Source organism: Mycoplasma sp. 1018B (genome assembly GCF_024582675.1).
Taxonomy (GTDB): Bacteria; Bacillota_I; Bacilli_A; order Mycoplasmatales; family Metamycoplasmataceae; genus Mycoplasmopsis.
In genome coordinates, this window is the sequence record NZ_CP102084.1 from 479,544 (window position 1) to 493,465 (window position 13,922).

Here is a 13,922-nt window from a genome sequence, read left to right on the forward strand (position 1 = left end):
TATATTAAATTAAAATAAAATATTTAAATTTTCTTTAAATTCATCATCATCTATATAGTTTTCATGTTCTAATGTTGTTTTTTCAATTATATTATTTGATATATCGATGGAATTTTCTTCATTTTCCTTTATTTGAAAATTATTTTTAATATCAATATATTCTGTATCTAAAAATTGATCTATTTCATTTAAAGGATAATAATTATTTGTTATTTTCTGATTTTCATTATTTATAAGTGTATTGTTACTATTAGCCGTTTTTAAATTATTTTTATCTATTTTTTCATATTTTGTTGTTGCAAAATAATCAAAGTCATTAATTTTTATTGGAGTTAAAAAATAATAATTATCATTTTTTTTAATATTTTTAATTATTATTTTTAAAGATGTTTTTTGATTTAGGTCATATTCTTCACAAGCTTTATTAATTTTTAAAAAATAATTATAACAATCATCTGTAAACTCAAATAATAAATTATTTTCTAATTCTTTTTTAATTTCATTTAATGAATGTTTTTCTAATGACAATTTCTTATAATAATAAAAAGGTTTAACATATAAAAATTTCAAAATTATATATATAGAAAAAAATAAAGTAATTAAAATAGTTAAAAAAGGCGAAAAAGAAATTACATAAGGTAAATTAAAAATACTATCTAATAAAAAACCAATATTATTTTTAACATTTGGTAAATCATCTATTGAACCAATAAAACTTTTATATCATCCATTGGTATATATTAATTTAACATTATTTACATTATAATATCAAAAGTTCTCAACTCTTTGTAAAACCAAATACAAATGATAAAAAACTAATGATAATAAAATAAGTGAAATTCAAATAAAAATAATTTGGTTTCTTAAAATAAGATAATTTACTCTTAAATGATTTTGAAATCACGGAATATATTTTTTTCTATAAAAAAATGTTATTCATCTTATTAAAAATAAACCTAAAATAAATACAATAAAAGGTATTAATGTATCTCCGAAAAGTGAACCAAAGCTAAATACATAAATTTTTTTAAGTAAAAATAAAGTATTATTTTGATTTAAAAAATCATTATTATAATGTATTAAAATAGCTAATACGCTGAAAAATAAAAATAAAATAAATAATAAACTTTCAACAGCAAAATTAATATTTTTTTTATAAATTTTATTTGTATTATTTTCAATTTTTTTAAAATTATTAAAATATTTAATTTTCATTTTTAAAATCAATAATTCCTTTTATATATTCTTTAGCTTTATTTAAACCATGAAGTGATAAAAAATTTAATCCTTCCACAATATTATTTTTTAAAAAATTAGAATATTTATCTAAATTTAATTCCATATCAACATTTTTATTTAAAATTGCTAATGTTTTGCATAAAAATGCACTATTTTTATTAGATAATAATTTTTCTTTTGTTTTGCCTTTAACTAATTCTATATTATTATAAATATCTTCAAGAGTATTAAATTCATTTAATAATTTAATCGCTCCTTTATCTCCTATGCCTTGTACTCCAGGTAAATTATCAGAATTATCACCAGCAATTCCTTTAAAATCTGGGATTTGAATAGGATTAATATTATAAATACTTTTAAAATTTTCTAAATTAATTAGTTCAAAAGTATCTTTTTCTCTATTGGTTTTAATAATGCATGTATTATTATCAACTAGTTGCAATAAATCTTTATCTTTAGAAAATATAAAATTTTGACAGTTATTGTTATTAACTAAAGTGGCAATTAAATCATCAGCTTCTTCCCCATTTTTTTCTAATCATTCTATATTTAATTTATTCAAAATGATTTTTATTAGATCAAATTGTTCAAAAATAATTTCTGGTGGTTTATTTCTTCCTGATTTATAGTTTTGATAAATTTGATGTCTTTTAGTTTTCGAATTAGCATCAAAAGCAATAAAAAGATAATCTGGTTTAAGATAATTTAATAATTTACATAAAGTTATTAAAAATACATGAACGCCATTTGTTGTTATACCTTCTGGTGAAATCATATTTTTCTGATAAGGATTATATGAAGCATAAAAGGATTGAAATAATAATAAATTACCATCAACAAGTAAAAATTTTTTCATAGCTAAACGCTCCTTCAATTGAGAATCTGAGGATTTTTATTATTTAATTTATGATAAGCATTTATTAAAATGACATCACCTTTTTTTAGATTATTATAATGATTGTAATAAATATCTGATAAAACAAATGTTAAAGATTTACTACTATCTCTTACTTCTAAAGTAAAAAATTTATTGGTCCTAAATAATTTAATATTAACTACTTCAACTACATATGTTTTTTCTTCTGAACCGGGTGTTAAAGTTACCAAACGATTGGTAAAAGTATTTTCATATTTTGAAGTTAAAAATATGTTGTAAGATTGTCCTAATAATGTGATTTCATTATTTGTTTCATAATCAATATCTTCATATTTTTTAAAATCATTGTCTAACATATCTAAATTTAAATAACCAGCTTTTTCTAGTTTATCTTGTACTTGTTTAAAAGTTTCATTTTTAGAAAATAATAAATAGATATCTTTTATTTGTAAAGCTGCTTGTTCAATATATTTAGTTGGACCAAAAAATCTAAAAACATTAGCTTTAATTAATAAATCCAAGGCAGCATCTTTAATTCCTGCAAATCTTAATCTTAATAAGATTTCTAAAATATTATTATTAAAAGGACCATTGATATTTAAATCGGAAAGAATTTTATTTATACTTTCATTACCAAATCCTTTAATTAAATTTAGTGGTAAATATAAAATATTATTTATTATTTCACTTTTATTTGTGGAATATCTAATATCAGGCGAATAAATAGTAAAACCCATTTCTTTTGCTTCCTGTGCGAAATTACTTATAAGTTCTTGCGAACCTTGAGAATTAGTTATTAAAGAAGCATAATAATATAAAGGATATCTAGCTTTATAATATGCCATTTTCATAGTTAAAAAAGCATAACTAACAGCATGACTTTTGTTAAACCCATATAGACCAAAACGTTGTATATTTTCATAAATTTCATTAGCCTGTTTAACTTTTAAACCTTTTTTAATTGCATTAGTTATAAATTTTTCTTTATAAATTAAAATTTCATCTTCGTGTTTTTTACTAATTGCTTTTCTTAAAAAATCAGCTTCAATAAATGTAAAATCAGCTACTTGTTGGGCAATTTGCATAATTTGTTCTTGATATACTATTACTCCATATGTTTGTTCAACTATAACATCATAAAGAGGATGAATATTTTTCATATTTTTCATATTTTTTTTAGATAAGGCATATTCATTAATATATTTAACTGGACCAGGTCTAAAAAGTGAAATAATATCAAATAAATCATTAAATTTATCAATGTGCACTCTATTAATAGTATTAGTCATACCAGGAGATTCTAATTGAAAAATTCCTTTTGTAAAACCACTATTTAACATATCAAAAGTTAATTTATCATTTATTAATGAAGCATCGTTTTTTAATAAATTCTCATAATATTGATCAGGTTGAAGAAAATTTTCTATATTAGCTATTTCAGTTAGTGTTTTTAAACCTAACAAATCTATTTTTAATAATCCAAAATCTTCAATATGATTCATAGTTAATTGAACTTGTTGAAAAGAATCATCATTATTTAATGAAACAGGACAAAAATTAGAAATTTTGTTTTGTGCAATTATTATTCCTGCTGGATGAAAGCTATATTGTCGTGGTAAACCTTCAATTTTTAAAGCTAATTCAAATAATTTTGGATATTTATCAATTAATAGTCTGAAATTTCTATTATTTGCATAAGATTCTTGTAAAGATAAATTAGCATCTAATGTTTTAGTAATTTTATTAATTTCGACCATAGAAAGTGGATTATCAATAATTCTTGCTACATCTCTTAAAGCCATTTTAGCACCTATAGTTTGAAAAGTAGATATTAAAGCAACTTTTTCAAAACCATATTTTTCTTTTATATAATTAAAAACTTCATGTCTGCGATCATCTTGAATATCAATATCTATATCAGGTCAGCTCAAACGGCCTGGATTTAAAAATCTTTCAAACAATAAATCATATTCTAAAGGATTAATATTAGTTATGCCTAATAAATAAGATACAAGTGATCCAGCTGCACTTCCTCTTCCTGGACCAATTGAAATATTTTGTTTTTTAGCTCAATTAACAATATCTTGAATTATTAAAAAATAATTTATAAATCTAGCATTTTTAATAATTTCTACTTCATACTTTAATCTTAAATTCCAATTTTTATATTTAATTAATTCATGATTTTTTTGCAAAATTGCATTTTTTAATAAATTTTTAAATGTTTCAAAGGCTTGAATATCATTTTGATTATCATAATTAGCTAAATTTAGTTTTTTTTCTGGAAAAATAACATTACAATTATCTAAAATATACTCAATATTTTTTATAATTTGAGCAGGTAATGACAAATTTTCAAAGTAATTATTTTCTATCTTTTTTATTTTATTTTTTGATAATTTTTCAAGTAATTCAAGTGCTTCATTATCTTCTATTTTAAAAGCATTATTTGTTTTTAAATAAACAAATTTATTAATATTTCTTATTCCTGCCACTTCTCTAAATGGTAAATAAAAATTATTTTCTTTAGATATTTTTAGTTCTTCGAATAAAGAATAATCAATTTCAGGATGACCTATTATAAAAATATTGTTATTATTTAAATCATCGTAATTAATAACTTCTTTCATACTTTTTTTCAAAATCAATTCATTTATAAATTGAAATCCTGCATAATTTTTTGCAAGCAATATAAAACGTAAATCTTGAACATCTAAATCAACGCCTAAAACAGGTTTAATATTAACTTTTTTACATTCTTGTAAAAATTGTCCTAAAGCAAACATATTGTTATGATCTGTTAAAACTACTGCACTTAATCCAGCATCTTTTGTCTTTTTTACTAAATCTTCTATTTTAATTATAGATTCTAAGAAAGAATAAACACTAGTATTATATAGTTGGGGAATTGTTTTCATTAGGACCTCTTCTCGTGTATAATTATTTTGAGCCGACATTGAGATTATCCATCAATGCGTTTGTCTGCTATAGCAGACTTTTTATTTACTATATTTTACTTTAATGCTTAATTAAATGCAATAACTAGTAAATTTTTATAATTTCAATTTCATTAATCCTTAAAAAATTATCGAATCATTTTTTATAAATTAATAATATTTAAATTTAAACTATATTTTCTTAATTATTATTATTTGGATTTTATATTTTTATATTGTAAAAATAAAATCTATATAGATTCAAAATTTATGTTTATATAAATTAATTATTTTTTAACAAATGGATAAATTTTAATTTAAAAATAATTTGATTCTTATTTGAATTTTAATATTTTGCATTGATTTTATTAAAATTTATTTTTTAAAAAATATGAATTTTAATTAAAGATTAGATTAATAATTATAAAAAAAACTGATCTTTTTTATGCTATTTCATAGCAATTTTTAAGATCAGTTAATAAATAAATTTTTAAATTATTTTTTTATTTTTAAATTTCAATATCTTTCAATTTCAGTTAAAGTTTTTTGTGAAACTGGTTTAATATCATGATGAATAACATTATAAGGTTTATCTAATTTTAATTCATTAGTTCCTGGATTAAATACAGTAAATTGAGAATTAATATCAAAAAGTCTGCTTAAATAATTTCTTTCGTAATCGACAATTTGTTTTCATTGTTCTTCTTCAAGATCAGAAATGTTATATTTATCTTCTGGTTTTTCTTCATCAAAAATATCATTGAAATAATTTTCTTTTAAATAATCAACTAATTTTTTATAAGTTGCTGTATATCCTATATAATCAAAATTATTTAAAGACCCTAATTCCATTTTATTTTCTGTTTCATCTCATTTATTATCAGCTATACCCTCAAAAATAGAGTTTTTAGCTAATTCATAAATTTTATTTGTTGTTTGTTCATCAGTATTAGCTACAATAATTAAACCATCAACAAGCAATAAATTATCTCTTGGTCTAATAAATCTAATAACACCGTCGTTTACAGCATCATTATTATCATTTGCCAAATAAGCATCAAAGGCATCTCCATTATAAATAATACCAGCCTCAATGTCTGTATTTGGATCAATAATTTTATCAACTAATTCTAAACCGTTACCAATAAAGTTAATATTAATATCGTTTAAACTATAATTAAGAGCATTTTTGAAAATATTTTCAAATTGATCTATTAATTCTTTATAACTTTTTGGGCCTCTAACTTGTGATTGTACAAAATCTTCAAGACTATTAACAAATTGATCTTTAGTAGAGAAATTTTGATTTTTAATAGAATTAGAATCTAAATGACGTTTAAATTCTGCAACAAACGTTTCAATTTGATCTATTTTGCCAAAATTTTCTCCTTTGCCAGTAGCAAAAATATTAACATATCTATTTTCTTTGTTATCAAAACGATAAGCTGAACCATAAATCATATTATCTCTAACTGAATCTGTTGCTTCTAATTTGCTAAAACCTATTTCTTTTAAAACTTTCAAAATCGAATAAAGACTGTAACTTCCTTTTTCCCAAGAATTATCATTTTTTCTTTCTTCATTTAATTTATTATGAATTTCTTGATCTAATTCATAATATTTTCTAAAATCAAAATCTTTATAATTATAATCATTACCGAATTTATTTAATTTTGCAAATAATTTTGTTGGGTTATAAGCAACTACCATATCTTGAGCAAAATATGGTACAAAATATTCTCATAAATGTCTTGGTCCATCTTCAAATTCATTACCATTAATATCAGTTAAAAGATCTTGATCATATGATACTAAATGTTCTCAAACAACATCAGTATATAATTCTTTTAATATATCTTTTAATTCTTTATTAGATTGATTTTCAAAAATTTCAGGGAAAATTTTTTTAAAATCAATTTTTTGCAATTTATTATTTTTAATTAAATTAACTACTTGTGAATCAGAACCTATACCAGCCACTGCTTTATTAGTTAAAATAGCATTAGTAAATTGATTAAGAGTATCAAATTCTTTATAATCAAATTCTTGTTCTATAATTTCTTTATTTTCATCAGAAATATACTGTTTATAGTTGTAAAAACTAGGTTTAAAAGAGGAAGAATATTTGTATGCCAAAGCCCCAGATAGAGTTCCTATTGTTGCAATAGCAGCTAAAAAATAAGCAAAATTTTTTGAAAATATTTTTTTAAACATTTTGCTCCTTTCCTAAAAATTTTTTATTTTTTTTAAAAAGAAACAAAAGTTTTTTTGATTTTTTAGTATTTAATTGTCTGCTTTTTATAAATATTCAAACAATATTTATAAAAAGAGTAATTAACATTAATGCAGCACCAATTACTAAACCCCAAGCTTGAAAATCACTTTCATATAATTTTGTACCCAAAGTTGAAGTATTTGTTAAAGTTCTTAAAATAATAAAATCATCAAAAGAAAGAACTGCAGCAACAACAGCAACAAAAATAATCGTGGGTAACATATATACAAAATAGGTTTTAAATCAAGATCTTAAAGGAGAAAAACCTAAATCTTGACTAGCTTCAAATAAGGATTTATTGAATTTTTCACTTCTAGGTAACATAAGCGTTATACCGTATGGTAAAGCCATAATAGTATGACCTGTTATCCCTCTAATAATTCCCTCGCTTGTATTTGCTAATGAACCAAATAACATTGAAAAAACTAGTACAAGTCCTATAGCAGTAATATTATCTGGATTAATTAAAGGAATATTATTAACAGAATTAATAACAGAAGAGATTTTTTTGTTTTTTTGTTTTCATAAGGCAAAAGAAGTAACTAAAGAAATACTTACAACTAAAAAAGCAGTAATTAAAGCGATGATAATTGAATTAACTAAAGCTAAATCTCTTCCACTTAATCAAAAATCTCTTCATGCTTGAGTTGTGAATCTATTTCAACTAAAACTTAAATAACCCTTAGAGCTAGGTGAATTAAAACTAAAAATAACAGCAAAAATCAATGGTATGTATGTTAAAGTTAATATTAAATAAATATATGAATGTTTTAAAAAAACTAAAAATTTATTCATATACTCATCCTTTCTTTGATATTTTGCTAATTAATTTAGGCGTTAATTGTAATAAAGCATATAAACCAATAAAAATTGCTGAAACTACTAAAACAATTGTTGTTCCAGTAGCTAGGGCAAATTCATTAGAAGGATTAGTATAGTCATTAATTATTGAACCAATTAATGGTAATTGATTTTTATTTGGAAGCAATTTATCACTAATGACAAAATTAGTAGCAGAAGATAGAAAAATTAATCCTAATCCACTTATTATTGCCTTAAGTCCATAAGGAACAACAACTTTAAACAGAGTTTTAAATTTAGAATAACCTAAATCTTCGCTTGCTTCAATTATATTTTTTGGCATATCTTTAAACACAGAATAAAGTGGCATGATCATTAAGGGTAAATTTAAATAAGTTAAAGCCAAAACCATAAATCATTCGGCATTCAAAGTTTCTTCTTCAAAAATTGATAAAAAGAAACCTCTAATAGAGTAAATTTTAGCAATAGTAAAGATCACCATAGGACTAATAATTAAACTCATTGCGTATATAGCTAAATATTTATTTTTGCTTGATGCTATAAAATAAGCATAAGGAAAACCAATTATTAAACATAAAAGTGAGCTAATTACTCCTACTTTCAAACTTCTTCATATTTGTCTTCATGTATTAGCTTCTTTTATTAAAGAAAAAGAATCAAAATTTTCTCTTGGTGTTAATGCATTAATAATAATCATTAATACAGGTAAAATAATAAACAATAAAGCAATTAAAACAAAAGGAATGGTTAAAGTTAATCTTTTATTTAAAGACAATTTATTAACTATTTTTGTTCACATCTGCTGAATAATCTCACTTGCTATCTTTTTTCATTAAATGAATTGTATCAATTGTTCAACTTATAAATACTTTTTCACCAATATTAAATTTTTTTGCTGTTTCTACATGAATAATTTGCTTATTGTCTAATTCAACTGTTAAATAGTAATAACTACCTCTGTAAGTTAAATTTAAAATTTTACCAAGTAATTTTTGCCCTTGCTCTCTATCAGTATTTAATATATCTACGTCTTCTGGTCTAATTAAAACATCAACTTCTTGACCTATTTCAAATTCATTTTCATCATGAATAGTTCTAAATTGTTTATTACCTCAAATAGTAACTGTTGAATTTTCACCAAAAATACCATTATAAATATTTGATTCACCAATAAAATTAGCTACTCATTTATTTACTGGATAATCGTAAATTACTTTAGGAGTATCATATTGTTCAATTTTACCATCTCTTACAATTGCTACTCTATCAGATAATTCTAGAGCTTCATGTTGATCGTGTGTAACAAAGATAAAAGTTAAACCTAATTTTTTTTGGATGTTTCTTAATAAAACTTGCATTCTTTGTCTTATTTTAGCATCTAAAGCACTCAGAGGTTCATCTAATAATAAAATTTCTGGTTCAATTACAAGTGATCGAGCTAAAGCAACTCTTTGTCTCATTCCGCCTGATAATTCATTTATTTTTTTCTTTTCGTTTCCTTCTAAGCCTACTAATTTAACTATTTGATCAACTTCTTGTTGAATTTCAAGTTTATTTAATTTTCTTGTTAAATATTTTTTTTCAAATTTTTCTGTTTGTTCAGTTACATAATATTCTCAATATGAATATTTAAAATCAGAATCATCTAATCATGATTGTCTTTTCTTATATTGTCTGCTTGTAGGTTTAAATTTAGACATTTCAGATTCATATTCTTCTTGAATTTTATCTAATTGTGCCATTTTCATTTTAGCTTTTTGTTCTCATTGTTTAATCTTTTGTTCTAATAATTGTTTATATTTAGGATTAACATGTTCTTTAGGCTTTCTTTTTAAAACTAATCCGTATCTAATATTACCTTCTACATTTAAATGAGGAAATAGAGCGTAATCTTGAAAAATAGTTGATAAATCTCTTGAATGAGCCGGTAAATCTTTAATATCTAATCCATTAAATTTTATTTCTCCTCTAGTTGCTCATTCAAAACCGGCAATTAAACGTAAAATAGTTGTTTTGCCAGATCCTGATGGGCCTAAAAGAGTTACAAATTCTCCTTTATTTATTTTTAAATTCACATTATCTAAAACTAATTTACCATCAAATTCTTTGACTACTTCTTTAAGTTCAATAATGTGTTGTATATTATTTTTTTTCATTGAACTCCTTTAATTTAATTAAACGAAAATAGCATAATTAAATTAAAGCGGACGCGCAATCATAAAGATTTTGTGAATATTCAATAACATAAAATGGCAATGAAGGATTATTATCTTCATTAAAAATTAATAAGATCTGTTTAGACCTGTATTTATCTTGTTTCCAATAATTTGCTATTTTCATAGCAAAATTATAGAAAATAAATTAAAAAATCTTTTAATTTTTTTAAAATAAAAAAACAGATTTTTAAATCTGTTTTTAAATAATAAATTTTATTCATTATCAAACTCATTATTATTAGTAATTGCTAATGAATTAGTTTTTTTATTAAGAATTTTAATTTCACTTGCATTAGTGCTATAATCATCAACCAATAATTGTTCATAATCATTAATTTCATGATTTGTTTTTATCAATAAACTCTTTTCAATATTTGAATCAGTAGTTAATTCTTCAATTAATTTTGCTAAATAGTCAAAAATATCAAATTTTATTTCCTCTCAAATAATTGCGTTAATAACAAAAACTGGATATTTTTTATTTCTAATAAATTTAATTTTGTCATTAAATTTTAAATAATCTTCTAAAGTATCGTATTCAAAATTATCAATTATAAAGCATGTATGAATTTTATTATTTACTTTTAAAGCAATATCAATAGTAATAGTACCAATATTTTCATTATTGGTTAATTCTAAAATACTTGAATTATTTAAATATTTTTCTAATTCTTCATAAATTTTGTTTTGTAATTGAGACATTGAAAAATTATTATTTCGATTCTTTGGATTAATATACTTTTTCTTTTCTTCTTCAGATAAATCTAAAAATTCTAATCATTTTTTAAAAATTAAAAGATCTTCATTATCCCAAGAATTAATAATTATATCTGAAGCATAAATTGATTTAATAACAATCATTTTTTCTTTAGCTCTTGTAATAGCAACATTTAAAGCATTTTTACCACCTATTCTACCGACATATGTAGAATGTATAGTTGCATTTTTATCATACGCTACAGAAGCGATTACTAAATCAGCTTCATCACCTTGAATATTTTCAATATTTCTTATTAAAAGATTGTTACTTTCAATTTTTTTTCTTAATTTTTCATTTGAATTAATAATTATATTTTCTAACTTATCTCTTTGAAATTTGTTAAAAGATAAAAGAATTATTTTTTCATAACTATCTATATTATTTTCCAGCGTTTTAATTGCAATATCAATTTCTAAATTATTAGTATTATTTTCTCAAATTCCTTCAACATTTATTGTTTCAATAGCACAATTAATTTCTTTAGAAAAATTATTATTATATAAATCGATAACATCTAAATTTTCATCATAAAAATGTTTGGAACTAAAAGTCATTAAAGAAGCAAAATTAGAACGATAATTTTTATCTAATAAAATACTATGAATACCAAATTTTTCTGCATGATCTAAAATTGAATCAATCCCAGCATATACTGAATCTTCTTCTACAAAACGAGTATTAAATCAATTTGATGGTTTCATTTGTTGATTATCGCCTGCTAAAATTTTATTTTTAGCCAAATATAACAAGGGTAAACCTTTTTCATTAAACATTTGACTTGCTTCATCAATAATAGCATAATCAAATTCTTCTTTTTTTCATATAGAAAGATCCATTTCTGGTGTTGCAATAATAATTGGAAAGAAAATTTTAATTATGTCCGAATACTCTTTAATAAATTTATGAGGTTTCATTTTAGCATTTTTTACAATGGCACTAAAATTATTTAAACGATTTTTATCGATTTTATTAATTTTTTCTATTATACGCTCAGCAACTGTTTGATTTATTCAATCAATATTAACTGTTTTTTGAGAATTATTATTTGGTAGTGTACCATAAATAGATTTAATGATATTTCAATCATCAAAATCAAAAGTATTAACTATGCTTTTTAATTCATTAAAATTAATGTTAAAGTTATTAAATTTATCGAATAATTCAGTTGAATTATTTTTTAAAAATTTGTATTTTTTATTAAAAAATTTAAATTTTAGTTTATTTAATTTTAATAATTCTTTTAAATATTTTTTAGAATTTTTATATTTTAAATTAACTGTATAAAGTAATTCTGAATCTAATTTAATTAAAATTTTAAATTGTTCTTCTGTTAAAAGATCTAAAATAGTTTTTGTTTTACCAATAAACTCTAAATATTTATCAAATTTAATTTCTGATTTTCATTTTTTTAAATTTTCAACAAAATTAATTTCGCTTTCATCGACAATATTTATTTTAGGTTTGGATAAAGTATTATTTTTTTCAAAATTTTCCAAATAACCTATGTAAATTTTTAAAGGATGATAAAACTTACTTTTGCTATTATTTCCTACTGGATTACTAAGAACTAAAGCATATTGTTTTAATATTCCTAAACGTTCTTTGATTACTTCTAAAGCAGCCTTTTTTTCACTTGATACTAAAGCGGTTTTATTGTAAAACAATATATTAACAAGAATATTAACTATTGTTTGACTTTTACCTGTTCCCGGTGGTCCTCAAATAATAGTATTTTGTTTGAGCGCACTTATAATTGCTTTATCTTGTGAATAATTAGTTGGTGAAATTTTTAATAATCTTGTTTTAGGATTACTTATTACTTCTTGAATATTTTTTTTGTAAATATTTTTATCAAATTCAGCAACAAGAATGTTTTCAAGTTCTTTATTTTTAATTATTTCTAACATTCTATTTCTTAAATATCCACCAGAAGGTTGAAAAATTCCTAACACCATCCCATCATGAAATTCTAACTCTTGATTTTGAATTTCTTCTTCTTCAAAATTTTTAATTGGATTTTCTAATTTAATATCAAAATTATAAAAACTATTTTCTCATTTTTGTTTTAAAAGTTTTATTAATTGAAATATGTTTTGTTGATCATCATTTAATTCTTCATCTATATGTAAATCAAAGCCTTCATTCTTTAAAACAAATAAAAGTTTTTCATTTAATTTTAAATCACCGTTAGAAATTAATTTAATTATTCCATTATTAAAATCTAAATCAACTGGTTTTAAAAATAAAGGAGCATATATTTTTTTATTTTTTTCTTTTAAGTGAACTTTTACAAAAACACAACCAACGTATAAAGGTCATGAACTAGTTTGTTCATAAATGGATAAAATCTCTTGATAATATTTTTTGAATATGGAATTAAATTGTTGTAATTTTGCATTGTATTCACTTATAATTTGTTTTTTTTCTTTTTCAAAATCTTGATAAATAAATTTTTCTCTTTTTGCAAGATTAATATAATTTATTTTTTTTAAATACTCAATTAATTCTAGTGGTAAATAAATATTATTGAGTTTTTGAATTATTTCGTTTAAATATTCAGCTCTTATTCTAATTGAAAAATTATTTTGATATGTAATTTCTCTAATAACATCTAAATTAAAAGTAGAATAAAGATCAAATAATTTATCATTATCCACTTTTACAAATAATGAAGTATCCTTATTTGAAATATTTAATAGATTATTTAAAATTGTTTGATATTCTCAATCTAAATTTTGTTGATTTTTCATATATAACTCCTTTAACGTATAAATTATATATATTAAAAAGCATTTTA

9 protein-coding genes are annotated in these 13,922 nt (G+C 21.6%); all 9 read right to left on the minus strand.

The window, feature by feature from the left end; genetic code table 4:
• Positions 1 to 9: 9 nt before the first annotated feature.
• Positions 10 to 1,215, minus strand: a complete 1,206-nt coding sequence (locus NPA14_RS01815) for a hypothetical protein (protein WP_257075676.1) — start codon at positions 1,213 to 1,215, stop codon at positions 10 to 12.
• Entirely contained in the window at positions 1,205 to 2,095 is an 891-nt protein-coding gene (locus NPA14_RS01820; RefSeq protein ID WP_257075677.1) for a 5'-3' exonuclease H3TH domain-containing protein, read from the minus strand. Before NPA14_RS01820 ends, NPA14_RS01815 begins: the two co-directional genes overlap by 11 nt.
• Positions 2,096 to 2,097: 2 nt before the next feature.
• Entirely contained in the window at positions 2,098 to 5,034 is a 2,937-nt protein-coding gene (gene dnaE / locus NPA14_RS01825; RefSeq protein ID WP_257075679.1) for a DNA polymerase III subunit alpha, read from the minus strand.
• Positions 5,035 to 5,547: 513 nt separating this feature from the next.
• A complete protein-coding gene (locus tag NPA14_RS01830) occupies positions 5,548 to 7,266 on the minus strand; it encodes a hypothetical protein (RefSeq protein ID WP_257075680.1) in 1,719 nt (572 codons plus the stop codon).
• Positions 7,259 to 8,122, minus strand: a complete 864-nt coding sequence (locus NPA14_RS01835) for an ABC transporter permease (protein ID WP_257075681.1) — start codon at positions 8,120 to 8,122, stop codon at positions 7,259 to 7,261. Before NPA14_RS01835 ends, NPA14_RS01830 begins: the two co-directional genes overlap by 8 nt.
• Positions 8,115 to 8,948, minus strand: coding sequence for an ABC transporter permease (locus NPA14_RS01840; protein WP_257075682.1), 834 nt, complete (start codon positions 8,946 to 8,948; stop codon positions 8,115 to 8,117). Before NPA14_RS01840 ends, NPA14_RS01835 begins: the two co-directional genes overlap by 8 nt.
• On the minus strand, positions 8,929 to 10,305 hold the full coding sequence (locus NPA14_RS01845) for an ABC transporter ATP-binding protein (RefSeq protein WP_257075684.1): 1,377 nt from the start codon (positions 10,303 to 10,305) through the stop codon (positions 8,929 to 8,931). The genes NPA14_RS01840 and NPA14_RS01845 overlap by 20 nt, the downstream gene beginning before the upstream one ends.
• Positions 10,306 to 10,342: 37 nt before the next feature.
• A complete protein-coding gene (locus NPA14_RS01850) occupies positions 10,343 to 10,489 on the minus strand; it encodes a hypothetical protein (RefSeq protein ID WP_257075686.1) in 147 nt (48 codons plus the stop codon).
• 89 nt (positions 10,490 to 10,578) lie between these two features.
• Positions 10,579 to 13,875 carry an ATP-binding protein gene (locus NPA14_RS01855; protein ID WP_257075688.1) on the minus strand — a complete coding sequence of 1,099 codons (3,297 nt, stop codon included), beginning with the start codon at positions 13,873 to 13,875 and terminating at the stop codon, positions 10,579 to 10,581.
• Positions 13,876 to 13,922: the final 47 nt, after the last annotated feature.